27 protein-coding genes are annotated in these 25,597 nt (G+C 37.5%); 10 read left to right on the forward strand and 17 right to left on the reverse strand.

Annotated features, from left to right (window positions below; all coding sequences use genetic code 11):
* Nucleotides 1-465 precede the first annotated feature (465 nt).
* Both CD001_RS19485 and CD001_RS19490 read left to right on the forward strand, forming a co-directional pair.
* Complete coding sequence (locus tag CD001_RS19485) at nt 466-768, forward strand: hypothetical protein (protein WP_142303617.1); 303 nt, start codon at nt 466-468, stop codon at nt 766-768.
* The gene (locus CD001_RS19490) at nt 734-1,165 is read left to right on the forward strand and encodes a transposase (protein ID WP_142303618.1); all 432 of its coding nucleotides are present in this window, start codon (nt 734-736) and stop codon (nt 1,163-1,165) included. The genes CD001_RS19485 and CD001_RS19490 overlap by 35 nt, the downstream gene beginning before the upstream one ends.
* Before the next feature lie 632 nt (nt 1,166-1,797).
* On the opposite strand, the gene CD001_RS19495 is transcribed toward CD001_RS19490, so the two are convergent.
* Both CD001_RS19495 and glsA read right to left on the reverse strand, forming a co-directional pair.
* Nucleotides 1,798-2,082: a YlaN family protein gene (locus CD001_RS19495; protein ID WP_096189265.1), complete on the reverse strand. Its 285-nt coding sequence runs from the start codon at nt 2,080-2,082 to the stop codon at nt 1,798-1,800.
* Nucleotides 2,083-2,461: 379 nt separating this feature from the next.
* Nucleotides 2,462-3,394, reverse strand: a complete 933-nt coding sequence (glsA, locus tag CD001_RS19500) for a glutaminase A (protein WP_096189266.1) — start codon at nt 3,392-3,394, stop codon at nt 2,462-2,464.
* A 218-nt stretch (nt 3,395-3,612) separates the two neighbouring features.
* Between glsA and CD001_RS19505 the strand changes: the two genes are divergently transcribed.
* Nucleotides 3,613-4,098 carry a hypothetical protein gene (locus CD001_RS19505; RefSeq protein WP_096189267.1) on the forward strand — a complete coding sequence of 162 codons (486 nt, stop codon included), beginning with the start codon at nt 3,613-3,615 and terminating at the stop codon, nt 4,096-4,098.
* 207 nt (nt 4,099-4,305) lie between these two features.
* Here CD001_RS19505 and CD001_RS19510 read toward each other — a convergent pair whose 3' ends face one another.
* On the reverse strand, nt 4,306-5,658 hold the full coding sequence (locus tag CD001_RS19510; protein WP_096189268.1) for a PhoH family protein: 1,353 nt from the start codon (nt 5,656-5,658) through the stop codon (nt 4,306-4,308).
* A 101-nt stretch (nt 5,659-5,759) separates the two neighbouring features.
* Here CD001_RS19510 and CD001_RS19515 point away from each other — a divergent pair, with 101 nt between their 5' ends.
* Nucleotides 5,760-6,353, forward strand: a complete 594-nt coding sequence (locus CD001_RS19515) for a YhcN/YlaJ family sporulation lipoprotein (RefSeq protein ID WP_096189269.1) — start codon at nt 5,760-5,762, stop codon at nt 6,351-6,353.
* An 89-nt stretch (nt 6,354-6,442) separates the two neighbouring features.
* On the opposite strand, the gene CD001_RS19520 is transcribed toward CD001_RS19515, so the two are convergent.
* Nucleotides 6,443-6,898, reverse strand: a complete 456-nt coding sequence (locus tag CD001_RS19520) for a pyridoxamine 5'-phosphate oxidase family protein (protein ID WP_096189270.1) — start codon at nt 6,896-6,898, stop codon at nt 6,443-6,445.
* A gap of 279 nt (nt 6,899-7,177) precedes the next feature.
* Here CD001_RS19520 and CD001_RS19525 point away from each other — a divergent pair, with 279 nt between their 5' ends.
* Complete coding sequence (locus CD001_RS19525) at nt 7,178-7,381, forward strand: YlaI family protein (protein WP_096189271.1); 204 nt, start codon at nt 7,178-7,180, stop codon at nt 7,379-7,381.
* Nucleotides 7,382-7,430: 49 nt separating this feature from the next.
* Here the strand turns inward: CD001_RS19525 and CD001_RS19530 are convergent, their stop codons facing one another.
* The gene (locus CD001_RS19530; RefSeq protein WP_096189272.1) at nt 7,431-7,781 is read right to left on the reverse strand and encodes a YlaH-like family protein; all 351 of its coding nucleotides are present in this window, start codon (nt 7,779-7,781) and stop codon (nt 7,431-7,433) included.
* Nucleotides 7,782-7,931: 150 nt separating this feature from the next.
* Here CD001_RS19530 and CD001_RS19535 point away from each other — a divergent pair, with 150 nt between their 5' ends.
* Nucleotides 7,932-8,117: a DUF5325 family protein gene (locus CD001_RS19535; RefSeq protein WP_096189273.1), complete on the forward strand. Its 186-nt coding sequence runs from the start codon at nt 7,932-7,934 to the stop codon at nt 8,115-8,117.
* Between the two features lie 12 nt (nt 8,118-8,129).
* Here the strand turns inward: CD001_RS19535 and CD001_RS19540 are convergent, their stop codons facing one another.
* Together CD001_RS19540 and CD001_RS19545 are read right to left on the reverse strand one after the other, a co-directional pair.
* Nucleotides 8,130-8,912, reverse strand: a complete 783-nt coding sequence (locus CD001_RS19540; protein ID WP_096189274.1) for an inositol monophosphatase family protein — start codon at nt 8,910-8,912, stop codon at nt 8,130-8,132.
* Between the two features lie 242 nt (nt 8,913-9,154).
* The gene (locus tag CD001_RS19545; protein WP_096189275.1) at nt 9,155-9,343 is read right to left on the reverse strand and encodes a hypothetical protein; all 189 of its coding nucleotides are present in this window, start codon (nt 9,341-9,343) and stop codon (nt 9,155-9,157) included.
* Nucleotides 9,344-9,643: 300 nt separating this feature from the next.
* Here CD001_RS19545 and CD001_RS19550 point away from each other — a divergent pair, with 300 nt between their 5' ends.
* Complete coding sequence (locus tag CD001_RS19550; protein ID WP_096189276.1) at nt 9,644-10,264, forward strand: DUF1054 domain-containing protein; 621 nt, start codon at nt 9,644-9,646, stop codon at nt 10,262-10,264.
* Nucleotides 10,265-10,324: 60 nt separating this feature from the next.
* On the opposite strand, the gene CD001_RS19555 is transcribed toward CD001_RS19550, so the two are convergent.
* Nucleotides 10,325-10,600: a UPF0223 family protein gene (locus CD001_RS19555; protein ID WP_096189277.1), complete on the reverse strand. Its 276-nt coding sequence runs from the start codon at nt 10,598-10,600 to the stop codon at nt 10,325-10,327.
* A gap of 199 nt (nt 10,601-10,799) precedes the next feature.
* Here CD001_RS19555 and CD001_RS19560 point away from each other — a divergent pair, with 199 nt between their 5' ends.
* Nucleotides 10,800-12,269, forward strand: coding sequence for an aminotransferase class I/II-fold pyridoxal phosphate-dependent enzyme (locus tag CD001_RS19560; RefSeq protein ID WP_096190688.1), 1,470 nt, complete (start codon nt 10,800-10,802; stop codon nt 12,267-12,269).
* A 430-nt stretch (nt 12,270-12,699) separates the two neighbouring features.
* Here the strand turns inward: CD001_RS19560 and CD001_RS19565 are convergent, their stop codons facing one another.
* From CD001_RS19565 to CD001_RS19580, 4 genes are all read right to left on the reverse strand, one after another.
* The gene (locus CD001_RS19565; protein ID WP_096189278.1) at nt 12,700-12,828 is read right to left on the reverse strand and encodes a GapA-binding peptide SR1P; all 129 of its coding nucleotides are present in this window, start codon (nt 12,826-12,828) and stop codon (nt 12,700-12,702) included.
* Between the two features lie 347 nt (nt 12,829-13,175).
* Nucleotides 13,176-13,616 (reverse strand): hypothetical protein, encoded by a 441-nt coding sequence (locus tag CD001_RS19570; protein ID WP_096189279.1) that lies wholly within the window; start codon nt 13,614-13,616, stop codon nt 13,176-13,178.
* A 681-nt stretch (nt 13,617-14,297) separates the two neighbouring features.
* A complete protein-coding gene (locus CD001_RS19575) occupies nt 14,298-15,431 on the reverse strand; it encodes a M23 family metallopeptidase (RefSeq protein WP_096189280.1) in 1,134 nt (377 codons plus the stop codon).
* Nucleotides 15,432-15,463: 32 nt separating this feature from the next.
* Nucleotides 15,464-16,318, reverse strand: a complete 855-nt coding sequence (locus CD001_RS19580; protein WP_407081119.1) for a polysaccharide deacetylase family protein — start codon at nt 16,316-16,318, stop codon at nt 15,464-15,466.
* A 287-nt stretch (nt 16,319-16,605) separates the two neighbouring features.
* On the opposite strand from CD001_RS19580, the gene CD001_RS19585 reads away from it, so the two are divergent.
* Both CD001_RS19585 and CD001_RS19590 read left to right on the forward strand, forming a co-directional pair.
* Nucleotides 16,606-18,123 (forward strand): glycine betaine uptake BCCT transporter, encoded by a 1,518-nt coding sequence (locus CD001_RS19585; protein WP_096189282.1) that lies wholly within the window; start codon nt 16,606-16,608, stop codon nt 18,121-18,123.
* 162 nt (nt 18,124-18,285) lie between these two features.
* Nucleotides 18,286-18,687, forward strand: a complete 402-nt coding sequence (locus CD001_RS19590; protein ID WP_096189283.1) for a hypothetical protein — start codon at nt 18,286-18,288, stop codon at nt 18,685-18,687.
* 167 nt (nt 18,688-18,854) lie between these two features.
* Here CD001_RS19590 and lpdA read toward each other — a convergent pair whose 3' ends face one another.
* The 5 genes from lpdA to CD001_RS19625 form a co-directional block, all read right to left on the reverse strand.
* Entirely contained in the window at nt 18,855-20,264 is a 1,410-nt protein-coding gene (gene lpdA / locus CD001_RS19600) for a dihydrolipoyl dehydrogenase (protein ID WP_096189285.1), read from the reverse strand.
* Between the two features lie 4 nt (nt 20,265-20,268).
* Nucleotides 20,269-21,561, reverse strand: coding sequence for a dihydrolipoamide acetyltransferase family protein (locus tag CD001_RS19605; protein WP_096189286.1), 1,293 nt, complete (start codon nt 21,559-21,561; stop codon nt 20,269-20,271).
* 314 nt (nt 21,562-21,875) lie between these two features.
* Nucleotides 21,876-22,853: an alpha-ketoacid dehydrogenase subunit beta gene (locus tag CD001_RS19610; RefSeq protein WP_096189287.1), complete on the reverse strand. Its 978-nt coding sequence runs from the start codon at nt 22,851-22,853 to the stop codon at nt 21,876-21,878.
* Nucleotides 22,854-22,856: 3 nt separating this feature from the next.
* The gene (pdhA, locus tag CD001_RS19615) at nt 22,857-23,945 is read right to left on the reverse strand and encodes a pyruvate dehydrogenase (acetyl-transferring) E1 component subunit alpha (protein ID WP_096189288.1); all 1,089 of its coding nucleotides are present in this window, start codon (nt 23,943-23,945) and stop codon (nt 22,857-22,859) included.
* An 823-nt stretch (nt 23,946-24,768) separates the two neighbouring features.
* Entirely contained in the window at nt 24,769-25,410 is a 642-nt protein-coding gene (locus CD001_RS19625; protein ID WP_257009997.1) for a YkyA family protein, read from the reverse strand.
* Nucleotides 25,411-25,597: the final 187 nt, after the last annotated feature.

A 25,597-nucleotide genomic window follows, 5' to 3' on the forward strand; every position in this document is an offset into this window, starting at 1 on the left:
AATGACAAATCATTATGTGACATAAGAATTAACAAAGGAAAAAACGAGACAATTCGCCTGTGACAAAGGTTAGATAATTACGACTATTTATAATTATTCATTTCATCACTTTGTCATAATTTCAATATTTTTAGAAAAATGTGCAGGGAGCAACTTAATATTTTGAGCAAAACCTGAATCCGTGACGAAATAAGTCATTTCTGAGTATTTGCTAAAGACTCTTTATCTTTTGGTTAGTTGCGGTAATACTCGAATTCGTTACTGGCGGACGCTTTCCGTGGGCAACACTTCAGCCTCCTCATTCGCATAAAACACACTCATTGCGGGGTCTTCAGTCGTTGCTTTTCCCACTGGAGTCGCCGCCAATCACTTCTTCGAGTAATCTAACAAAAAGGTTCTTCGAACCTTGCTATAATAAGAATAGGAATTGTTTTTGTTCAAATTCTTATTCACCAGGATGGTGTTATGATGAAATTTATTTTAGAAGCTTCTGATGAAACTTTATCCACTCATTCTGGATTAGGTCTAATTAGTTTACTTTTATCAAAAACGGAACTCTCCACTCGTTTAACCAGCTTAAATTACATTGGTCAAGAAGGCTATGTTGTTAATGTAGAACTGCGTGAAGGGAAAACCCATGTACAAAAAGATACAGATGTTTTCTTAAAAGAATCGATTCGTTACGCCAAAGAATTAACCAACATGCCTTTACTCGTCCGCGCGGACGGGGGAAATGATCGTATCGATAATCTTAAAGTCTGTGTATGAAAAAGCAGATTTTATCATCAAAAGAAATCCTCGACGAGAGAAGCCAGAAACTTGGTTAATGATTGTAGGACAGAAAGGGAACCAAGCTCCATCAAGAGGTGGTAAACGTATCTATTATGGCTCTGTTCCAGTAACACCAAAAGGTATGAAGAATCCTTTACGTCAAGTGTATAAAGTAGTTGAAAGAACGATAGATAAACATGGTCAAATTCTCATCATTCCAGAAGTTAAATTTGAAAGATACTGGACTACATTAGACATTGAACCTGAAGAAGTAATAGCACTTTACCATGAACACGGCACTTGCGAACAATTCCATCGTGAATTGAAAACGGACTTAGATTTAGAACGATTACTTCGGGAAAGTTTTGTACCAATGACCTCATTTTACATTTAGGGTGCTTCACTTATAATTTACTACGTATCATTGGACAAGAGAGCCTGAAAGAAGAAGATGCCCCACTGAAGAAAACAGTGTTACGTCGACGAGTGAAAACAGTGGTCCAAAATTTAATAACTCTAGCATCGAAGGTGGTATCACACGCTCGCAGGCTCTATTTGAAATTTGGTAATCATAGCCCATGGTTTCTAACATTTAAGCGAATATATTCAGCTTTTTTAACCTAACCCTTCTTTGTGATCATATCATTTTTGCAGCTTACCAAAAGCATTTTATTGTGAGGCTTATTTAGTAAGCTTTAAAACAGTAATACAGAAGAGTATCGTTGATTTGACAGGAATCTACGAGACTGTCTCTTCCTCTACTAGTATGGCTCTGTCGTATATCCGTCGAGACAAATCGATGTATTTTCGAAGAAGCAATCCTCTTTCCTGCGGGAAAAGCAAGAGCTTTCTCTTGTGCGACGAGTAACCGCAGGAGCAGAAGATCCCGCAGGACGATTTGCCCGAGGAAGCTGAAGCCTTGCCCGCGGAAAGCGAGTAGATGTATGGCATATCAACACGGTTATCACGGATTCAGGCAAAAATTAAAAAACCAAACGATGGATGTCGCTTGGTTGTTAAAGTACACTATGATTTTTTCATCGATGCTTCATGAAGTGCCGTAAGCTGTTTTTCAAGTTGATCTAATAATTGCTTCCCTTCTTCTTCACGAATTAAATTTAATCGAATCGCAAAATCAATTTCTCTCGATAAGCCGAACATTTGTGTATCTAAAACTTCCTCATATAAAGGACATTGTGGCATAGTTAAGTTAGCCATTTGGACTTCAATCAGTTTTAGGATCTTTTGAGCATCTTCTTTTAGAAGGGCATATGCTTTCTCGCTCTGTCCGGACAGGGTCTCAACTGACATTTGAATCCCTCCTACATTAAAACTGTTCCTATTTATACATATTATCTCCTATTTCAATAAATTGCAATAGATTGGAACAAGCTAAATCACTTTTATCTATCAACATGATATTAAGTGAATGCTATATTAATGATATCTTTTTAAAAGTGTGTGTTCAAAAATGAGGACAATATGAGCTGAATAGATCAAGGCGACAAAGGTATAAGTAGCGGAGCTCATGGTGTTAATACGTACGCATTAGGAATCACCCTAGAATCTGTTTCGCACGCAGGAAAAGTCGTTTTCTTTTCCAAGGAACAGAGAAACGAGTTATCAATGAGAGACGAATGTTTTTTCAAAAACGTTATGAAACTCCTCTTTAAGAAAGTCATCAAATGAGTTAAAAAATACTTAAATCAAACCGTTGAGATAGGGATTCTAATAATTTCATCCCTGCCATGCTGTTTCCTTTATCATCTAATGCCGGTCCATATATACCTATGCCTACTCCGTACGGAACTGAAGCCATGATCCCTCCCGACACACCACTTTTCGCTGGAATACCGACTCGAATAGCAAATTCACCAGATGCATTATACATGCCACACGTTACCATAAATGTTTTTAAAATCCGGGCAATATGGAGCGGAATAATTGGACGTTGCGATTGAACGTGTTTACCTTCATTTGCGATAACGTAGCCAATTTTAGCCAAATCTTTACAACTGACTTCGATTGCACACTGCTTTGTGTACAATTCTAATAAATGTTCAACGTTATCATCAATTACATTGTGCTGTTTCATATAATAGCAAAGTGATCGGTTTAAATTTGCTGTCTCATATTCTGACCTTGCAACCGTATCATCATATCTGATTGAGGAATTACCAGTTATTTCGTGAATAAAGGTTAGCAGTCTGCCGAGTTTCTCATCTATAGACGAACCGTAAATCATCGAGGTTACTGCTAATGCTCCAGCATTGATCATCGGATTCAATGGTTTGGAAGGTGAGTGTGTTTCAAGTTTAATAATGGAATTAAAAGGATCACCTGTCGGTTCCATACCGACACGAGAAAACACTTCCTCTTCTCCCCTATCCATTAAAGCTAATGCTAAGGTAATAACTTTGGATATACTTTGTAATGTAAACGTTTCTTCTGTATTTCCTGCTGTTACACAAGTTTCATCATTTTCATAAATAGCAAGCGACAGCATATCTGGATCTGCAACTTTTAATGCGGGGATGTAATCCGCAACTTTTCCATACTGAGTATAAGATTTTGCTTCTTCTACCATCACATCAATTGCTTCTTTATCTTGACAGATGCTCATATCAAAAACCCTCCTTAAAGCTCTCCCTCAACTCGTGACAAACGCTTTCATTCAATTTATACTGAAAGAAAGTGATTATAAAGGAATAAAAATGACTAGTATAGTATCCTACATTCTACAACCTAGCATACACGGGATCATCTTTTCGTCGACTAAGGTTGGTCATGCAGAATATTTTCCTTTTTAATTCACAAGCTTGTTAAAGGAGTGTTGTCATAATGATTTTAACGATTAATGGAAATGTGAAACATACGATTACTTTAGATCCTGGGGTTTGGATTTTTGATAATCGAAAAGTGGACCTCCATACATATTTTTCCGAAGAAAATCTAAGTTCTCAAAATAGCGAATTAAATGAGCTTGGCAAAGCATGGGATAAGCAAAGAAGGGAAGGTTCAAATCCTTTTTCGAACGGCAATGATGTGAAAATGAGCCGAAAAGAAATAGCAGAATCTTCTTATGGTATTCCTTTATACCCATTTTTAGAGAATGCCGTTCCAAATGCTAATTCTGAATATGTTGCCTTTAAGTGTAAAGATGGGAAAGAGATTAAAATTCCACTTGCAGAGGCGAGAGAAGGAATCTTAGGCTTTTCCCATAAAGGCATGCCTTTACGAGAAGACGGACCGGTTCACTTTTATTACCGTGATGGCTCAAATCAAGATTCACCAATTACGTCTATTGAACAAATCGTTGTGATGTAGAAATACGAAGCGACCATGAGCCGATAGCTTCTTGAGAATAAAAAATTGAAATATTATAAAACTTATCTAAATAAGCAACGAGGCTGTCCCATAAATGAATTTGTTTATACTAAGATGATTGCATAGATACAGCTGCTTAATAAAGTATCTCTCTGAAAGCAATGATCATTGCAAATTGTTCGATTATGGTACAGCCTATTCTTTCTTTTACAATAAATCCGCAGCCATTTGCGCAAGACCAGAGCGTTCACCTTTATGAAGTTTCATATGCCCTGTTTCTCCTAAATGTTTCAACCTCTCGGTAACGTATGTTAATCCATTCGTATATTCATCTAGATATGGATGATCAATTTGTTTTGGATCACCCATTAAGACAATTTTACTTCCTTCGCCTACACGTGTTAAGATCGTTTTTACCTCATGCTTCGTTAAATTTTGAGCTTCATCGATGATGATGAATTGATCCGGGATACTCCGCCCGCGTATATACGTTAATGCTTCTACTTGAATTGACCCCATACCTGCAAGAATTTGCTCCAATTCCCCTGGCTTTTTAGTATTAAATAAAAACTCCAGATTGTCAAATATTGGTTGCATCCATGGCCTCAACTTTTCTTCTTTCTCACCTGGCAAAAAACCAATATCTTTTCCAACAGGTACAACTGGCCTAGCGACAAGAAGTTTCTTGTACCTTTGTAAGTCTTCCGTTAAGTAGAGGCCTGCAGCTAACGATAGAAGCGTTTTACCGGTTCCTGCTTTTCCTGCTAATGTGACAAGTGGTATGTCCTCTCTCGTCAATAATTCAAAAGCCATTCTTTGTTGTACATTCCTAGGTCTAATTCCCCATACAGTTTCATCATTTGATACGAATAATTGCAATTGATCCCCAGATTTATTTGTCATCGCTAAAGCCGATCGTGATGCATTCGTATCATCTTTTAATATATAAAATTGATTTGGATAAACAGGATGAACATCAATTTTACCAATTGGCAATGTTCGATCTTGAAATAGTTGATCAATCATTTCCGGAGGAAACCATACTTCCTTATACCCTTGGTACATTCGGTCATATTGTACGACTCTGTCACTTAAAAAATCTTCTGTATTAAGTCCGAGTGCATCAGCTTTTACTCGCAACAATGCATCCTTACTTACTAACGTTACCCGGATTCCAGAATTTTTTTCTTCTTCCTCCTGACTCATATTTAAAGCTACTGCTAAAATGCGGTTGTCATTTGTCGGTTCCATAAAATGCTCTTTCATTTTTTTAAAGGATCGATGATTTAATTCAACCCGTAACGTTCCTCTATTTGGTAATGATACCCCTAAATGCAATTTTCCTTTTTCTCTTAATTCATCTAAAAGCCTGGCAACATACCTTGCGTTGCGCCCTACTTCATCCATATACCTCTTTTTCGAATCAACTTCTTCTAAAACGACAGCTGGGATAACTACTTCATGAATATCAAATGAATAAATCGCCATCGGATCTTGCAGCAACACATTTGTATCAATAATGTAGCGACGCTTTTCCAATCTCTCGCCTCCTAAAAACATTTTTATCTCTATTTCATTTAATACAATGTATGAACGGTCGAATAAAGATAGACGCTAAAACGAACAATACAATTAATATTGAAAGAAAGTGAGGAGTATTTATGAGAAAAAGCTTGATTTTCTTTCTTGTGCCAATATTATTATTCATCGGATGTCGAGCTCCAGAATACGGAACAGATACGAACCCGATAGAAGCTCAACAGTACGGTGGATATGGTGGTCAAGAAATGTCAGCAAATGAAATAGCTAATCACCTTGCAAATATTAGTACACAAGTTCCAGACGTAAACAGTGCTACGGCTATTGTTCTTGGTCCTTATGCGTTAGTAGGCATTAATGTTGAAGGCGAAATCGACCAATCCGAAGTCGGTTCTATTAAATATCAAGTAGCTGAGGCATTATCTGATGACCCATATGGTGCCCAAGCTGCTGTAACAGCTGATGCTGATATTGTAAACCGTATTGAAGAAATGCGAGTCGAAATGGGACAAGGCAGACCGCTGACCGCCATTGCTGATGAATTAGCAGCGATAGTAGGCAGATTAATACCTGTCGTACCTAGTGAGGAACATCAACAAGCAGATCCGATAGAATCTAATCAAAAGCAGACATCTGAACCTGAAGGAAATGAACTAGAAGATATCCAGGACGAGCAAAGTGATGGAAGAATCAGCGATAAGAAGCGTCATGATTAGTTAGGTGTATAAGCAAGCGTAGTCTAAAACATAAATAACGAAAGAGGGTGTCACCAAAAGCTATACAATTGGGACACCCTCTAATTTTATTACCCTTTTTTTATTGCTGCCATCACTTGTCTATCAAGCTTATCTGCAGCATCCTTATCATATGTTTTTTCATATTTTGGCTCTGTTGTTATTCGTGCTCCATAAAACATAACGTCTCTGACTTCAGCAACAGATATTTCAACAAGTGCTAACTTTAAAGGAACACCTTCAATTTTTTCATGAATGATTTTAGCTTCCCCAGCAATCGCATATGTAGACCCTGCACCAATTACTGTTAACGTAACGCGAGGCTCTTTTCTTATATTTTCAACGATCCGGGAGCGATTATCAACTGAAAAACGCACTGATTTTGAGTCATGACCGTAAACCCATGAAATGGCATTTACATTTGGCCCTCCATTTTCATGATCGACCGTGGCGATAGTGACATACCTTTCTTGTCTTAAAAGCGGTAAAAGCTCATCAGTTAATTCTGTTTCAACTTGATTTGCCATATCAGGATCACTCCTTCTCATTTCTTATAATACTACTATACCTATCTTCTTATAAAGATAAAACCACCAAAAATGATCTTTTTATAAAGAATGATACATTGGAGTATGCTTTGAGCTTTCATGACTTCCTCATTTAGAGCTACCACCTTTTTTAAACATCCAGTTTTCACTGATATTAATCGTTCATTCACGATTTCGATGATTACATGTTATAATAATGAAAACTTGTCCATCAAAACTTATCATTTATATACATTACCCTAAAAAACGAGGTGAATTATGAGAGTAAAATGTGTAATTTGCGACATTATTGAAAATATTGATGACTACTCACCTTTAGCAAAAAAGTTGAGAAACAGACCAATTCATACGTATATGTGTCAATCATGTTCTTCGCGAATTGAACAAAGGACAGAGGAACGAAAAGATACAGGAAACTTCAGATTATATAAAAGTCAAGACAATGAAGAAGAGTTTATTTAAAGTACGTTTCCCCTTCTGCTGATACTCAAAAAAAGAGGTTGACCAAAAGTCAGCCTCTTTTCTCTTCTGCCAATTCTTCTTTTTTATGTCTTCTTAACTGCAGTTTATACACACCAAGTACTAATGCTGCTACGAATAAAGATTCAATAATCGGTAGTGTTAATGCTAAAAAGGTAATAAAGATGTTTCCAAAAAGCATCATGACGTAAACGATGACGGTCTTTAATATCGGCAGTTTTCGAGCAAATCCTAAGTTAAAAACAATAATCGTTAATACATTGGTCATAATGTATAAAACAGTAAAGGCAAACAAGAAATTTTCAGGGTTTGTCGCACCTAACCATTCTGCAATCGGGGTCATATTCGGCGCACTCTCAAGAGTGCTTGTTGCAAGAAACATGAATGTCACTCCTATTATTTCAGTCAATAATTTTTGTCAATATTAGACTACCTGATTATTATATCATAAGATGAAACAGCGATGATACTCGCCTAACATCTTTTATATGTATTCGTTTTCGTATAAAATATAGAAAGGGAGGTTTGATTCATGAGATCATTTGATATAATATTCTTCTTACTAGCGTTATTTGGTACTGCAGGCTTGCTCGGGGTTGGAATCGGGATTGCTGAGGAAAGTGTTCTTATTATTTTAGCATCAATTGTTGTGTTTATCGTAACACTTGGTGGAGGATTTGCACGTAAGAAAAAGATTAGAGAAGAAGGACGAGCATAAAGCTCGTCTTTTTTATTCTTTATGAATTTCATTTAATATTGTACTATGAATCTCAGGGCTAGCTGCTAACAACGTGTCTTTACTTAAAAATGTTAAACGATCACCTCGATAATTCGTTGCTTTTCCACCGACCTCTTTGATTAACACTGCTCCTGCTGCCATGTCCCATGGGGCTAAATTAAAACTAATATATGCATCCAGTCTTCCAGCGGCAACATAAGCCATTTCCAACGAAGCCGCACCATAAGATCGTAAACCGCGTGAATTCTCTACTAGCTTTTCTAAACGCCGGTCTTTTAACATCCATCCAGCATTAAAGCTTAAAATTGATTCTTCCATATTCACTTTATCTAAAGGCTTTAGTTTCCGATCATTTAAATAAGCCCCTTCTCCTTGCAATGCAGTAAACATCTCATCATGCATGACATCATATACAATGCCGATTTTGCCGATCCCTTCGTGGTAGATTCCTACTGAAACAGCAAAGTAACTTTCCTGGTGGACAAAATTAACTGTCCCATCTATCGGGTCTAAAATCCAGACAGTTTCATTTAAGTCGTGAATATGTTGAGCAGTCCCCTCTTCGCCCATTAATCGATGACTTGGAAAAGAATCCATTAATTTCTTTTGAAAAAAACGCTCTACCCCTTTATCAACATCTGTAACTAAATCATGCTGATGAGCTTTTGTAGAAATATGGAAGCTTTTCACCATTTCAGATTTTATGTATTGTCCTGCCTCTTTCGTCCAATTGATCGCTTGATTATAAATCTGATTCCACTCTTGTTTAGTCACGAAAACATCTGCCTCCTCTATACATAGAACATCTTATACATATATCACACATTCGGCTCTCTGTACAAATATTAGTATGTCTAAAATGACACCGGTTAAAAATTAATTCGTGCACAGAAAGAAAACCCGGCGATTGCCGAGCCTTCATATGAAGGTTAGTCCTTGTTCAAGTGGTTTTAATAGATAGATGTTCCCCATTCATCAATCATGAAATATTGCTGCATACGAAACAGAATAAATGATTAAGGTTCCAGTCGAAGCCATTCACACCTAAGTTTTTCAAGCTTCTTAATACTAGCTTCAATTTGTTCTCTCTCATTTGCTTTTATTGCATCATGCAACGTCATTAGCTCATAGTCAATCTCCATTTTCAAAACGGGGATCCGCCTTTCACCGTCTCTTCTTTTTAACGTTTGAATGACCTTTTCCAAGATTTACACCCCTTTTCGATTTCACTTTCAACCAATCCTAATAACGTACGATATGTGAACCAAACACGACTTCAGTGGTAATTAATATAGAATATGAAGCAGCTTATGATTTTGGTACGCTTTCTTATTTGTTAATTTTTAAATACCACAATGAGCACTAGCTTAAACCTCTTGAGACAGTTCCATATTCACGGTAATAAAAATTACCACCTTATCAAATCGTATGATTTGAAGTTTGAAAGTGAAACAGCTAACATAACGATGTAAGCAAAAGATGTCGAATAAAGGAGTTGAATATAGATGACACAATTTTCAGGATTTCATAAAGAAGACTTTGACGTATTTCATATCGAAGGTCTTGAAGCAAGAATGGAAGGCATTCAAAAGCGTATTCAGCCTAAATTTGAAGCAATTGCAGCGGAGATTAATTCTGATCTATCTGAATTTGTTGGCAATGAAATGTATTTACATGTAGCACGGCATGCAAGAAGAAAAGTAAACCCACCAAACGATACTTGGTCAGCTTATTGTCATAACAGACGAGGGTATAAAAAACACCCCCACTTTCAAGTAGGCCTTTTCGATGACCATCTGTTTATTTGGCTCGCTTTTATTTATGAGTTACCAAATAAATCGAATATTGCTCAAACATTTTTAGAAGATCAAGATTCCATTATCGAAAATGTCCCTAGTGATTACGTCATATCGTTAGATCATATGAAAAAAGATGCTGAATCACTTGGTACAATTGACTTGCAGCATGCATTAGAACGGTTCCGCGATGTGAAAAAAGCAGAATTTTTAATCGGGCGTCATATTAAGGCAGATGATCCAATTTTACAAAACGGAAAAGAACTTATAAGTTATATTCTAAACACGTTTAAAACGTTAACACCATTATATAAAATGTCGATGAGATAAGAATAAAATATGTCTCACCAAAAAGAAGCGTCAAAAGTAACTACTCCGACGCTTCTTTTATTACATTTTAACAATTGTTTCAGGTTCTTCCTTTTTAGCTTGTTGAACGACATGATACGGCGATTGACCAGTTTGATCTTGATAATCCTTAAACGATTGTTTTTCCTCAGATTTTGATGGAACAATTTCTTTAAACCTCCGATAAAGGCCGATTAATAAATCGCGGTCTACTCCTTTTTTATAAGCTTGATCAACAGCTTCATAAAAATGAATCACATCTACTACTTCATCTTTTGACCAATCGTAGGAAATAGGAAAACTCACTTCATTTTTCATCTGAAACACCCCAAATATGTCTATTTGCTTTTCGTTAACATTTTGATATACTCAAGTTTGTTTTTATGAAACAACTGCATTTTAACATGAACGACATTTCCTTTCTATATTTACCAAAATAACTTGATCATAAAAGTTTAGAAACATAAAGGAAGCGTACGCTAAAAAGTATGAGGTGATAGTTTTGAACAGAAATCAAATGAAGACCCCATTATTTGATGGTCTTTTGCAACATATTCAACAAAATCCAATCCAATTTCATATCCCCGGGCATAAAGGTGGGGCTGGAATGGATCCTTCTTTCAGGGAATTTATCGGATCTAACGCACTATCCTTAGATTTAATTAACATTTCTCCGTTAGATGATCTCCACCATCCAGACGGGATTATTAAGGAAGCACAACAATTAGCTGCCGATGCTTTCGGAGCAGACGAAACTTTTTTTTCTGTTCAAGGGACAAGCGGTGCAATTATGACGATGATTATGAGTGTATGCGGACCGGGGGAAAAAATTATCGTACCTCGTAACGTTCATAAATCGATTATGTCAGCAATCGTTTTTTCAGGTGCAACACCGATTTTTATTCATCCTGAAATTGATAAAACGTTAGGGATCTCACACGGAATCACGGTAGAAGCGGTTAAAAAAGCGCTGCATGCTCATCCAGATGCTAAAGGGCTGCTAGTTATCAATCCTACTTATTTCGGTGTTTCTGCAAATTTAAAAGCAATCGTTTCACTCGCCCACAGTTACGACATTCCAGTACTTGTGGATGAGGCACACGGTGTTCATATACACTTTCATGATAAACTGCCACTCTCAGCGATGCAGGCTGGAGCAGATATGGCAGCAACAAGTGTTCATAAATTAGGCGGATCTTTAACGCAGAGCTCTGTACTAAATATTCAAGGAGATAGAGTATCTAAACACAGAGTCCAAAGTATCATTAGTATGCTGACGACAACCTCCACTTCGTATATTTTATTAGCATCGTTAGACGCAGCAAGACGGCATCTCGTCATGAATGGCGAAGAGCTGTTATCAGAAACGATATCACTAGCCTATAAAACACGAAATGCGCTCAATCGAATTAATGGGATCTATTGTCCTGGAAATGAGCTTTTAGATGATAAGGCAATCTTTGATGTTGACCCAACGAAAATCATTATATCTGTAAAAGACCTTGGTGTTTCAGGCTACGATGTTGAAGTGTGGCTTAGAGAGAATTATCAAATTGAAGTCGAACTAAGTGATTTATACAATATTTTGTGTATCATTACTTTCGGTGATACCGAAGAGAAAACGAACAAATTAATCGAAGCATTAACAAAATTGTCACTGGAGCAATTAGGTATAATTGAGAAGAAGGAGCGTAAACACGTTAACGTATATGTTCCTAACATTCCAACATTGTCATTCTCCCCTCGGGATGCCTTCTATGCTGAAACTGAACTTATCGTACTTGAAAATTCAGATGGAAGAGTTAGTGCTGAATTTGTAATGGTATATCCGCCAGGTATTCCCATATTAATTCCGGGCGAAATTATCGATAAAGAAAACTTAGATTACATTGCTAAAAATATCGAAGCTGGCCTTCCTGTACAAGGACCTGAAGATCCGACTTTAAAAACGATAAGAGTAATAAATGAACGAAAACCAATCGTTTAATAAAGTCTCGAGAAATAGACTGGCCACCCCACCGTTTGGTGAAGGCCATTCTCGATTGATTGTGATTATTTAAATACACTCGCTTGCAATCCTGAGCACAAGTGTGACATCGTGCTGCACTTCATTTGCATTCGTAGTGCCTTCTTTCTACGGGCAGAGCTTCAGCTAATCGGGGGAAACCACTCCGATGGATCTTCAGCGCTTTTTTGACAATCAACTTAAAAATCTAAAACGATGATTGGAACCATTTTTTAGTTATTTTGGACTAGTTATGTCCCAGCCTTTTATAAAATTCGACGTCGCTATTGCGGACGTTTTTACCGACATATGTTGATATTTAAACCTCATAGAAAAACGAGCTGGGATATGATTCATACATTTCCAGCTCGTTTTTCCCATCTCAATTTTGCTAGGACGGACTCAACATTTATTATGCCTCGTTAGTATCTACTTGCTTTTCTTCTCCACAATTGCAACAACTTCCATATAAAACAGATACTTTTTCATCTTCGTACCATTCGATGATTTGATCACAAGTTTGACAGATGATGCTTCCCATGAATGACACTCCTTTTCTTTAAAATGAAAGCGTTTTACCGTTATCTTTATTTTAGTATGTCACATTCTGAATGTCAATCCATTTTGTATATCACATTTAAGGGAAATGTGTCCATTTTAATAATATTTTCCTACTGCTTAGTATCACTTATTGTAGGCAAAAAGAAAAACCCGATTATACCGGGTTAATAATAATGACCTGAATCCGTGATGAAGTAAATTGTACTTTGTAAGAACCTTAATAATCTTTCGATTTAACATAATTGGATAATGACTCGCATCCGTTACTGGTGGACGCTTTCACTCCAAAGTACAAGTGCGACATCTTCTCGTGCTGCACTTAATGATTTAAAATGTCAGCCGCTTCGCCTCAATAAAACGGACTACCTCGTTTACAAATTCTAAATCTTGATTCGTAATCGGATAATCAGATTCTAATATATTAAAACATATAGCATATTTTAATATACCATCTTCATATACAGGAGCAATTGTAGCTTGCTCTCCATTTTTCTTCAATAATATAGATGCTTGCAGATGACAAACTTTTATAAAACCTAGGCCAAAGTGTTCTTTCGTATTTGTCCGTTCACCATTTTCCAACAAAAACGTCCTTCTATATGTATTGGAATGTTGATTATATTGATAAATGGATATCATACATTTTTTATTAACCGTTGTATATATGGCATTCAGTACTTTTTTCATAAAATCAGTAGAGTTTGCTGAATAATCATAGGCAAGACCAACTTCCAGCCTTAATTGATCTAACAGATCGGATTTTCTCATAGATCTGCACCTCACTTTTCGTTACTACATAACGTTCATAAATAAAGTTGTTATACAGTATAGCATAATGATATCAAGATGGTTGTCGCCTTTTGTCAATAGAATAAATAAGTTTCCCGCCCTTAAAACGGGCGGTTTTAATTTCGCCCTATAAGGGCACTTTACCACCAGAGTGCCTTAAGGGATTTTATTTAATTCGGTCCGTGTCAAAACCGCAGGAGTAACGTTTTTCTGCGACGAGCAAACAAGTCGCGCAGGAGCAACGAGCGTTCCTTCGCTGAATTCTCTAATAGTAACATCAAGAGAAGATTCCGAGTTCCTTGACGGTAGGAAAAGCAGTCATAGTACCGTCAAGAGATGATTTCGAGTTCCTTGACGGTAGGAAAAGCAGAAAAAGTACCGCCAAGAGATGATTTCGAGTCCCTTGGCGGTAGGAAAAGCAGAAAAAGTACCGCCAAGAGATGATTTCGAGTCCCTTGGCGGTAGGAAAAGCAATCGAGCTGCTTCGACGCATTCTCTTCTTCGATTAACCTTGCAGAGGAAGAAGCACAGTATACCTTCCAACTATTCGTTACTTTTAAAGAGATCTCACGAATACAACCCTTAAAGGGTTATTTTCACACTGGTAGAGCCTGTGGTTTACAAGAACCGAAAAAAAAGAAAAGGCATTTAACCTTTTCTTTATTCACTGCCCCATATTCCATTTAATATTTGAGTCACTTCTTCTGGATCATATGGTTCCCAAAACATTTCACCATATATAAGAAGATCCTGATGTAAGTGTAACCCCCCATTTTCATCCGTAAATGCGTGACTAGTTCCAGAGTTACCAACATATCCAATAATTGTATTTTCATCTACCGTACTACCTAATTCTAGATCTTCAGGAATATCATCTAAGTGTGCAAATCTGTTCATGACCCCATTGTCATATTGAACCCAGACTTGCTGGCCACGGAGTCGATCTAAAATATACTCGGGTGTTAAACCCATTTCGTGAGCAAGTTCCAAATCTTCATTTCTTACTTCAGCTGATTCGTATTCTTCAAAATCATGATCTACTCGAACAACCGTTCCTTCAGCCATTGCATAAATCGGTGTTTCTGTTGTTATTGACACTCCTGCACCGTACGCGTACCAATCGATTCCTTCGTGTGTTCCGTTTCTATAATCACGTGGTGCTCCAGGTAAATGGCTTTCGACCATGCTTACTTGTGCACCTTCGATCGGATCGTGTAAAAATGACAAGTATTCAATCATCTCATCAACTGTGAAAGCATCCAAATCAAAATCGTCTCGACTAGGCGGAGCCCATGCTTGAATCACTTCATCTTCCCAAACAAATTCAAGCTCATTACTTTCAAGAACTTCATAATCAGTTTCTAGCCCATGTTCAATGAATTCTTTCGTAACGTAAGGGGCGGATTCATCATCAAGTACTAATAACACTTCATCAGTCGGTAAATATTCACCGTCACGCTCCAATACAGGAACTTCATAGACTAGATAAAAATCACGTCCTGAAACGGACATAGATAATGTTCGGTTAATATCATCGAACGAAAACTCCCCTTCTAGTTCATCCATTAACTGTTCAACAGGAATCACTTCTTTATTATTAACATCGAACGTATCAATCGTTATCGTAGCCATTACTTCTTCTTCATGTACTTCTTCATCTATATCATCACTATTTTCTACTACAGGGCTTTCATCTTCTTGGTCGTTGGAATCATCTTCTGTAACCTCTTCAGGCGATTGTTGACAGCCTGTTAATAATAATACTGTAAAAATACATAATAAATACTTTTTCATAATGACTCATCCTTGTCTAAGTTGTCTAATGATTACTTGATTAATGAAGGATCAACAATTTCATAGTCTTTTTCACGTAACCCTTCAACGATATCTGCAAGAGCCTCTTTCGTAAATTCGCGATCATGCATTAATAAATTGGCACCACTTCTAAGCTCAGGGGCTTCAACCATAATTTCTGTTAAAGCGTCAGTTTCCATATACCCTTCAACAAAGTCGTATCCATACGTCCAATTCATCCATTGCATGTTCTCTTCTTCAACAATACGCTTTGATACATCTGTATTGACTCCGAATGGTGCCCTGAAAAAGCGAGGCCGCTCTCCGATGATCTCTTCTACAAGATCATTTAATTCAACGATTTCATCTATTTGTTCTTCCTCTGTTAAATCTGATAAATTTGCGTGCGTCATCGTATGGTTCCCAATTTCAAAACCTAATTCATAGATTTCTTGTAACTGCGCTTTGCCTTCCTCCGATTGTAAAAAATGGCCATTCACAAAAAAGATCGCACCTGCATCTAAATCAGCTAAAATATTGGCCATCTCTGCACTATAAGAATCAGGAGCATCATCAATTGTTAATAATACAACCTTTTCATTTGCATCATCAATCGGCTGGACTGTATGATCTTCTGCGAGTTCATACATTGGATCAAATTGATCCGCTACTTCCTCAGTTTCATTTTGTTCGTCTATTTCTTCGTGATCTGTTTTGCCTTCATCTATTTCTTCTTCATTCCGTTTCTCTTTCATCTCTTTCTCCTCTTCATCTATTTCTTCATCCTCATTATCTTCGTCTAATTCATCGATTGTTTGTCCATTATCATTACATGCAGTGACTAAAGCTAAAATGAACATACAAAAGATCATTCTAGTACGATTCAAACATATCATATCCTCTCTTCTCAACAGATTCTCTTGCATTTTAACACAATTAATATGGATAAAAAATAATACTTTCTGTTTAGTTCAGCAATTGTATAGAAACGATACAAGTACACATAATGATGGTAAGTTAAACCACTTTACTGTTTGATAGATGAAATAGGTGGGTATGGTAAAAAAGGGTGAAAGTAGCATTTTTTCTTGAATTTTGTCTAATTTTTTAAGATAATACATACTGGCGCTTTTTAGATCGGCAGATTAAAAAATAAAATGAAAGGGGTATGTATGTGAAGAAATTAACACCTGTATTTATTATTTCAGTTATCATTGCGGTTGCGTTTATTTTATGGGGCGTAATTGCTCCTAACCACTTAGAAGAAGTAACGACGAACATCCAAGGGTTTCTCACGGACCAATTCGGATGGTTTTATTTACTCGCTGCAACGGGCTTTTTAGCCTTCGCTATCTTCCTTATCCTCAGCCCGATCGGCAGAATTAAATTAGGAAAGGAAAACGAAGAACCTGAATATAACTATTTAACGTGGTTTTCATTCCTTTTTACAGCCGGAATGGGAATTGGTTTAGTATTTTGGGGAGTATCAGAGCCTATGTATCACTTCTACACCCCTCCCCCAGCTGAAGGGAACCTTGATGAATCCGGAGCTGCCGGAGTCGCTCTCCGTTATTCTTTCTTTCATTGGGGGCTTCATCCTTGGGCTATTTATTCTGTCGTAGCATTAGCTTTAGCTTACTTTAAGTATCGTAAAGGATCACCTGGTGTGTTAAGTGCTGCCTTTGAACCGCTTCTAGGCGACAAAGTAAACGGAGGAATTGGAACGACAATAAACGTGATTGTCGTCTTTGCGACTGTATTCGGTGTCGCCACTTCACTAGGATTTGGAACAACTCAAATTGGCGGGGGGATTTCAAACTTAACTGGAATCGATAATTCACTCTTTTTGCAAATGATGATTATACTCGTTATTACAATTTTTTATATGACATCCTCTCAAACAGGGTTAAATGTTGGAATTCGAATATTAAGTAAAACAAATATTTATTTAGCAATTATTTTAATGCTATTTTTGTTATTTTCAGGTCCGACAAACTTCATCATGAATTCATTCACACAAACGTTAGGAAGCTATATTCAAAATCTAATCGGGATGAGCTTTAGATTAGATACATTTAACTTCGACCAAACGTGGGTTGAGGATTGGACGATCTTTTATTGGGCTTGGTGGATTGCTTGGGCACCATTCGTTGGAACCTTTATCGCGAGAGTATCACGAGGAAGGACGATTCGAGAATTTGTTCTTGGGGTCATTGCCGTCCCTACTATATTTGGAGCACTTTGGTTTTCCGTGTTTGGCGGAACAGCGATAAACTTAGACTTCTACCAAGGTGTGGACATTATGGGCGTCATAGAATCTGCAGGAATGGAAACGGCTTTATTTGTTGTTTTACAAGAGTTTAACTTTGGTGTCATTATGTCAATCATTGCGATTTTATTAATTGCATCATTTTTTATTACTTCAGCTGATTCAGCAACTTTCGTCCTAGGTATGCAGACGACAAATGGAAGCTTAAACCCACCTAATACAGTGAAGTTCATATGGGGGATCATACAGTCAGCTACAGCAGCGATTTTATTATGGTCTGGTGGGCTAGATGCACTGCAAACAGCATCCATTATCGCAGCCTTCCCATTTGCGATTATTATGATCTTTATGATTATTAGTTTACTAAGGGCACTTCGAGCTGAAAAAATCCCGCCAAGAAAACCTAAAAAGTATGATGAATAAATAACTATTTTAGCCCACTGAGACATTCAGTGGGCTTGTTTTTAGTTCTTTATGATCTGCTTTCATTTGTGTAACAGTTTGATTACGAAGCAATATAACAATCAAAACAATGATAATATAAAGTGAAGCTTTTCTGAATACGAACTGAAGGGATGACTATAAATGAAAGGTATTTTAACCGTATTATTCATTTTGTCAATATGCACAATGAATGGCTGTCAATCAACTGATATTCGTGCAAATTACCCTTTTTTAGAAGTTAAAGGTAATACTCCAGTCACCGTATTGTTTTCTAATGACCATAATATCGAAAATGAAAGTAGTTATTATGAAGCACTTTTAGATTTCAAACAAACTCATCCTGAACATTTAGAATCAATAAACGTCGTTTCATCAGAAGAAACAAGTTTAGTCAGCTACTATGATATACATACTTTCCCTACTTTATTAATTATAGATGATGTCGACGTATTACTAAGAATAGAAGGGTTAAAGGATTCGTCTGAAATATTCCTCGAGCTTGAGGCCAGCTTAAATTTGTCAAATGAAGAAGAGACTTTTTAATTGATATTCTATGACAGAACGAATGCTATTGACTACCATAGCAAAATGCTTATGATGTACAATCATATTGAAAGCGCTTTAAAGACATCGTCAACGTTACGATCACCATATGCACCAAATAAAAAAAGACAGTCAGGACGACTGTCTTTTTTTATTCTTTTAAATAATTATTTTACGATATGAACAGGCATTCCGATTGCAACTTCTGCCGTTTCCATCGTGATTTCACCTAAAGATGGGTGTGCATGAATCGTTAGTGCAAGATCTTCAGCAGTCATTCCTGCTTCAATTGCTACACACGCTTCAGAAATCATATCAGATGCATTCGCACCAGCAATTTGAACTCCTAACACTAAGCCATCTTCTTTACGAGTAACCATTTTCACAAATCCTTCAGATTCATTTAAGGATAATGCTCGCCCATTTGCTGCAAATGGGAACTTCGCAACGGTAACGTCGTATCCTTCCTCTTTGGCATCCTTTTCTGTCAAGCCAACTGTAGCTAGTTCAGGGGCTGAGAATACGACAGCTGGAATCGCAGTGTAATCAATTTCAGCTGGTTCACCAGCAATTGCTTCAGCAGCTACTTTTCCTTCATAAGATGCTTTATGTGCTAATTGCGGTCCATCAACAATATCACCGATCGCAAAAATATTTTGTGAAGAAGTACGGCATTGCTTATCAGTCTTAATTAAACCACGATCATCTAACTCTACACCGGCTTGTTCTAAACCTAACTCTTCTGTGTTTGGCTTACGACCAACAGTGACAAGAAGAATATCTCCCTCAAATTCTTCTTCCTTACCTTTTACTTCAGCCTTAATTTTCACACCTGTGTCTGTTTCTTCCATGCTTTGTGCAAATGCTTCTGTCTTAATTGTTACACCATTTTTCTTCAGGCGTTTTGCCACTAGCTGGCTCATTTGCTTTTCAAATCCTGGAAGAATCGTTTTTGATCCTTCAAGGATCGTTACTTCAGAACCTAAATCAGCGTATGCAGACCCTAGTTCTGTTCCGATATATCCTCCACCGATAACAATCAATTTTTTCGGAACTTCTTTCAATGCAAGTGCTCCAGTTGATGAAACAACACGCTCACTCCATTTAAATGCTGGCAATTCAATTGGATGAGAACCAGTTGCTACGATACAGTTGTTGAACTTGTAAGTCTGTGAATTTTTTTCATCCATAATGCGTACAGTCGAATCATCGACAAAATAAGCTTCACCTTGGACGATATCTACATTATTACCTTTAAGTAACCCTTCGACTCCGCCAGTTAGCTTTTTTACTACAGATTGCTTCCATTCTTGTACTTTAGAGAAATCTAAGTTAATTTCTCCAACAGAGATCCCCATATCCTCTGAATTATTTGCATTATGATAACGGTGTCCCGCTTCAATTAGTGCTTTTGAAGGAATACAACCAACATTTAAGCATACTCCTCCCAAAGTATCTTTTTCTACAATAGTTACCTTTTGTCCAAGTTGTGCGGCACGGATTGCTGCAACATATCCTCCTGGACCTGAACCAATAACGAGCGTATCAACTTCTACCGGAAAATCTCCTACTACCATGTGTTTAGCCCTCCATTACGATTAATTGTGGATCATTCAACAAACGTTTAATGTGGTTAAGCGCGTGTTGAGCAGTTGCACCATCAATGATACGATGATCGAAGCTTAATGACAAGGCAAGAACTGGAGCTACGACAATTTCTCCATCTTTAACAATTGCTTTTTCTTGAATTCTGCCAAGACCTAAAATGGCTACTTCTGGGTGATTAATTACTGGTGTGAACCATTGGCCTCCTGCTGAACCGATATTCGTAATTGTTGAAGAAGCGCCTTTCATTTCATCAGAAGAAAGCGTACCTTCTCTTGCTTTCGTTGCAAGTTGATTTATTTCATCAGAAATCGCAAAAATTGACTTTCGATCTGCATCTTTCACGACGGGAACAAATAGTCCTTTATCTGTATCAGCTGCAATTCCAATATTGAAATAATGTTTGTAAACAATTTCTTCGTTAGCATCGTCAAGAGAAGCATTTAAGATTGGGTATTCTCGTAAAGCAGATGTTAAAGCTTTTACGACATAAGGCAAGTATGTTAATTTAATGCCTTTTTCTTGCCCGACCGCTTTAAACTTCTTACGATGTGCTACTAAATCAGTTACATCAATTTCATCCATTAACGTAACATGTGGAGCAGTATGCTTGGAATTGACCATTGCTTTTGAAATAGCTTTACGAATGCCAGACATTTTTTCACGCGTTTCTGCATCGGATTGAGCAGGTGTATATGCAGGAACTGACTGTTTTTCTGTCGTTTCAGTCTTTTCTGGAGTAGCAGTATCTTCAGCAACTTTTTGGTCTCCAGATAAGAAACTTTCAATATCTTCTTTCAATATACGGCCATTTTTTCCTGTACCAGTTACTTTACGAATATCAGCACCTTTTTCACGTGCATATTTTCGTACTGAAGGCATTGCAATGATACGTCGATTTTCATCAACCTCTTCTTGTTGCTTAGAAGGCTCAGCTTGTGTTTCCGCTGTTTCTTCTTTCTCTTCAGCTTTAGGCTCTTCTGCTGGTGCTTCCTCTTCGCCTCCACCATGTGCATCAGCTGGCGGCTCCGCATCTGTTTCAAAAGTAATAATGACACTACCTACAGTAGTAACAACACCTTCATCAACGTGAAGTTTTTTAATCGTTCCATCGACTGGAGAAGGAATTTCTACAACTGCTTTATCATTCTGAACTTCACATAGGACGTCATCTTCTTTAACTTCGTCACCTTCTTTAACTTCCCATTTCACAATTTCACCTTCGTGGATACCTTCACCGATATCCGGCATCTTAAATTCATATGCCACGATTAACGCCTCCGTTTCGATTGTACTTCAAATAAAAGGTGTTCAAAAAGCTGATAAACAGAAATCAGATGGACAATGAATGTTCATTCTCACCCTATTCACTGCATGAAAGTATCAGTGAGCTGTGTAAGATTAAAATTCGGTTTAATTTACTCGGTATGATAACTTCACTTGTCCTTTTGAACACACAACCTTTGCTTTAGTTCTTCCATTATTGTTCGTGAATTTTTAATTCCTTACACGAACCTTTTGAACAAAGCGATATAAAGCAAGGAGGACTGAAAAGGAACCCCTTCTCAGTCTAATAATCTGTTTTAAAAATTAATCACTTGCTGTGCTTTTTCAACGATGTCTTTATAGCTAGGTAGCCAAGTGTCTTCAGCAGAAGCAAACGGATAAACTGTATCTGGTGCAGTTACACGTAATACAGGTGCTTCTAAGCTGAGGATCGCACGGTCGTTAATTTCAGCGACAACATTTGCCGCGACTCCTGCTTGCTTTTGTGCTTCTTGTACAACAATTGCACGATTCGTTTTTTCAACAGAAGCAATAATTGTATCAATATCTAGCGGGCTTACTGTTCTCAAGTCAATGACCTCTGCTTCAATACCATCTTTCGCTAACTCTTCTGCAGCTTTTAATGAAGAGTGAACCATAGCACCGTAAGTGATAATCGATACATCTTTCCCTTCACGTTTAACATCCGCTTTACCTAAAGGAATTGTATACTCCTCTTCAGGAACTTCTTCACGGAATGAGCGATATAATTTCATATGTTCTAAAAATACGACAGGATCATTATCACGAATTGCTGAAATTAATAATCCTTTTGCATCGTAAGGAGTAGATGGGATTACAACTTTCACTCCAGGAGTTTGAGCCATCAACCCTTCTAAACTGTCAGCATGCAGCTCCGGAGTTTTCACTCCTCCACCGAAAGGAGAACGAATCGTTACAGGAGAGTGGTATACACCACCTGAACGATAGCGCATACGAGCCATTTGTGCTGCAACTGCATCAAATGTTTCGAAGACGAACCCAAAGAACTGTATTTCCATTACTGGACGAAAATCTGTTACACCTAACCCTGCTGCTAGTCCACCAATCCCTGACTCTGCAAGCGGTGTATCAAAAACTCGGTCTTCGCCGAATTCTTTTTGTAATCCTTCTGTTGCACGGAACACCCCGCCGTTTTGACCAACGTCTTCTCCGAACACGAGAACATCTTCGTTGTTCTTTAATTCGTTACGCATGGCATCGGTGATTGCTTGGATCATTGTCATTTGCGCCATAGCTTACTTCGACTCCTTTTCTTTATATTCTTCCATTTGCTCCTTTAAGTTTGAAGGAAGCTCTTCGCCCATAAATCCAATGAGATCAGTTACCTTTTGTTTAGGAGCATCATCTGCTTGTTTAATTGCACTTTTAATATCTTCTTTCGCTTGTTCAACAATCTTATTCTCTTCCTCTTCAGTCCAAAGGTCTTTCGACTCAAGGAACTTACGAAAACGAACAAGCGGATCTTTCTTTTCCCACTTGTCATCAAGGTCAGACGAACGGTAACGAGTTGGATCATCTCCAGCCATTGTGTGCGGACCATATCTGTAAGTTAATGTTTCAATTAAAGTTGGTCCATTGCCTTCCAATCCACGTTCACGAGCTTCTTTTGTTACAGCATATACAGCTAATACGTCCATTCCATCAACTTGTACCCCATGAATTCCTGCTGCAACTGCTTTTTGAGCAATTGTTTTCGCTGCAGACTGTTTTTCAACAGGTACCGAAATGGCAAAACGGTTGTTTTGAACGACAAAGATTCCAGGAACGTTGTACGCACCCGCGAAGTTAATTCCTTCGTAGAAATCACCTTGTGAAGCACCGCCATCACCAGTGTAAGTAATTGCAACTGCGTCTTTTTTCTTGCGCTTTAGTCCCATTGCCACACCAGCAGTTTGTGTAATCTGTGCACCAATGATAATTTGAGGCATCATTACGTTAACCCCTTCAGGCATTTGACCACCTTGAAAGTGACCACGTGACCATAGGAAAGCTTGATCTAGAGGAATACCATGATAAACGACTTGTGGAATGTCACGGTACCCTGGTAAAATCCAGTCTTGCTTTTCTAAAGCATACTGTGAACCAAGCATAGAAGCTTCTTGTCCAGCAACTGGTGCATAGAAACCTAAGCGTCCTTGTCTGTTTAAAGAGATCGCGCGCTGATCCCATATACGCGTATAAACCATACGAGTCATTAACTCTTTTAAGTCCTCATCAGAGAGGTCAGGCATCGCATCTTCGTTTACGACTTCCCCTTCTTCGTTTAGAATTTGGAAAGTTTCAAATTGACTTTCAATGTTTTGCAAAGTCTTTGTTTTTTCCATGAATCCTTTCACCTCTTCCTTTCTGCTTGCAATTGGATAATGTTAATGTGTTAAAACGTAAAAAATTATCAGCCATCAATAGGATACCCATCATAAACAAAACAATGTGATTTTGTATGAAGCCGAATTCACACTTTAAAGGTTGTATACCCAATCGCCCTTATCATTAATCTGTTTTTGTAGCACTTACTAAGTATCTGTCTTAATATTATCGTACAAAGACTAGTACAACCTTCTATTCGAAACTAAGTTTACATGATACAAAGATCATCCGTCAATCATTTTGAACTTGATTTTATCGGTTTTTTATCAATTATTTAAAATAGTTAAAGTTCCACTCCTGTATAACTGTTATACAAAGACATTTTCTTCTGTTATATAATGAACAAGCACCGTTTCTTTTTATTTTATTTCTTAAATAACTGCATGGAGCAATAACTATATCCGTCTGTAAAACAGGCGGTTTTAACTTCGCTCTATAAGGGCACTTAACTACCAGAGTCCCTTAAGGGACCTTTTTAATATGGTCCGTGCCAAATGTATTTTGAGGACATCCCTTTTCATAATCAAATAGAATTCGAAATTGCTAATGCAGGACGCTTTCACTCCAGGGCACAAGTGCGACATCTCCTCGTGCTGCACTTCGTTTGTATTCGTAGTGTCTTCTTTGTAGCAGCAATGCCTTAACTTCCTAGGTGCCACACTGTGTGCACCTAGGGGACTTTCAACAATTGTTTTTCCCGCCTGAGTCGCCGTCCGTCGCTCTTTCGAATACATGATGAGAATGTAAAAAGAAAACGCCACATTTCTGTGGCGCTTGAGCTTAAGCATCTTCATATACGACGTTTAATTCTGCTACTTCATAAAATTCTCTCTTTTCCTCATTGTATTGTACAGTTTTTTCGTTAAAATTGTTGTTTAACTCATTAATTTCTTCATACGCTTCATTAACTAAATCATGCTGTTCTTGCAATTCTTCAACAGTTAAATCTTCTTGTGCAATTAACTCGTACAATTCAATATCAAGTTCAATCGTTTCATTATATTTATTAAACAGCTGTTCATACAATTCATAACGCTCTTCCATCGTTTGCACGAGCTGAACTGCGTGTGTAGCAACCTCTTCATCTAGTTCTGTTATAAACTCTTTAGATTGCTGAAATTCTTCATACGCCTCTTCAATGATTACTTTTTCGTCATTCATTAATGTTCTCCGCTCTTCAGCCGACTCAATTGCTTGTTGAGAAAGCTCCTGGATTTCATCTTCATCCGATAAAGCAAGCATTTCTTCATACCACTCATGTTCAAGTTGTTCAGCTTCAGTTAACGGACCTTGCTTATCTGCTACACTATGTTCTATTTGTACAGCTTCCTCTAAATGTTCATAAATAAATTCGGCTGGCTCTTCGCCGCCACATGCAGTAAGGATAACTCCTAGAATTACAGATAAAAAGATAACGGACATTTTCTTCAACTGTTTTCCCCCCTGAATATAATATGTAAAAGTGCCAAAACAAAATAACAGTATGCCAGTGTCATATCGAGGCACTACTTGTCAAACATTCGGACCACGTTCTTTATTCAAAAAAAGATACATTAACAAACTATCTTATATTCTTTTATTTGACAAGGCTTTTATAATAATTAAAAAC

This window comes from Evansella halocellulosilytica, from assembly GCF_002335745.1.
Classification (GTDB): Bacteria; Bacillota; Bacilli; order Bacillales; family Salisediminibacteriaceae; genus Bacillus_CA; species Bacillus_CA halocellulosilytica.

Excerpts from the sequence above, each read along its gene's own strand:
- CD001_RS19625 (WP_257009997.1), bottom strand. The coding sequence starts at position 25,410 with ATGTCCGTTATCTTTTTATCTGTAATTCTAGGAGTTATCCTTACTGCA.
- CD001_RS19610 (WP_096189287.1), bottom strand. The coding sequence starts at position 22,853 with ATGGCGCAAATGACAATGATCCAAGCAATCACCGATGCCATGCGTAAC.
- CD001_RS19560 (WP_096190688.1), top strand. The coding sequence starts at position 10,800 with ATGAAGACCCCATTATTTGATGGTCTTTTGCAACATATTCAACAAAAT.
- CD001_RS19550 (WP_096189276.1), top strand. The coding sequence starts at position 9,644 with ATGACACAATTTTCAGGATTTCATAAAGAAGACTTTGACGTATTTCAT.
- CD001_RS19525 (WP_096189271.1), top strand. The coding sequence starts at position 7,178 with ATGAGAGTAAAATGTGTAATTTGCGACATTATTGAAAATATTGATGAC.
- CD001_RS19495 (WP_096189265.1), bottom strand. The coding sequence starts at position 2,082 with ATGTCAGTTGAGACCCTGTCCGGACAGAGCGAGAAAGCATATGCCCTT.
- CD001_RS19505 (WP_096189267.1), top strand. The coding sequence starts at position 3,613 with ATGATTTTAACGATTAATGGAAATGTGAAACATACGATTACTTTAGAT.
- CD001_RS19575 (WP_096189280.1), bottom strand. The coding sequence starts at position 15,431 with ATGAAAAAGTATTTATTATGTATTTTTACAGTATTATTATTAACAGGC.
- pdhA (WP_096189288.1), bottom strand. The coding sequence starts at position 23,945 with ATGGAAAAAACAAAGACTTTGCAAAACATTGAAAGTCAATTTGAAACT.
- CD001_RS19510 (WP_096189268.1), bottom strand. The coding sequence starts at position 5,658 with ATGTTTTTAGGAGGCGAGAGATTGGAAAAGCGTCGCTACATTATTGAT.
- CD001_RS19565 (WP_096189278.1), bottom strand. The coding sequence starts at position 12,828 with ATGGGAAGCATCATCTGTCAAACTTGTGATCAAATCATCGAATGGTAC.
- CD001_RS19485 (WP_142303617.1), top strand. The coding sequence starts at position 466 with ATGATGAAATTTATTTTAGAAGCTTCTGATGAAACTTTATCCACTCAT.
- CD001_RS19590 (WP_096189283.1), top strand. The coding sequence starts at position 18,286 with ATGAAAGGTATTTTAACCGTATTATTCATTTTGTCAATATGCACAATG.
- CD001_RS19570 (WP_096189279.1), bottom strand. The coding sequence starts at position 13,616 with ATGAGAAAATCCGATCTGTTAGATCAATTAAGGCTGGAAGTTGGTCTT.
- CD001_RS19530 (WP_096189272.1), bottom strand. The coding sequence starts at position 7,781 with ATGTTTCTTGCAACAAGCACTCTTGAGAGTGCGCCGAATATGACCCCG.
- CD001_RS19490 (WP_142303618.1), top strand. The coding sequence starts at position 734 with ATGATCGTATCGATAATCTTAAAGTCTGTGTATGAAAAAGCAGATTTT.
- CD001_RS19515 (WP_096189269.1), top strand. The coding sequence starts at position 5,760 with ATGAGAAAAAGCTTGATTTTCTTTCTTGTGCCAATATTATTATTCATC.
- lpdA (WP_096189285.1), bottom strand. The coding sequence starts at position 20,264 with ATGGTAGTAGGAGATTTTCCGGTAGAAGTTGATACGCTCGTTATTGGT.
- glsA (WP_096189266.1), bottom strand. The coding sequence starts at position 3,394 with ATGAGCATCTGTCAAGATAAAGAAGCAATTGATGTGATGGTAGAAGAA.
- CD001_RS19555 (WP_096189277.1), bottom strand. The coding sequence starts at position 10,600 with ATGAAAAATGAAGTGAGTTTTCCTATTTCCTACGATTGGTCAAAAGAT.
- CD001_RS19535 (WP_096189273.1), top strand. The coding sequence starts at position 7,932 with ATGAGATCATTTGATATAATATTCTTCTTACTAGCGTTATTTGGTACT.
- CD001_RS19520 (WP_096189270.1), bottom strand. The coding sequence starts at position 6,898 with ATGGCAAATCAAGTTGAAACAGAATTAACTGATGAGCTTTTACCGCTT.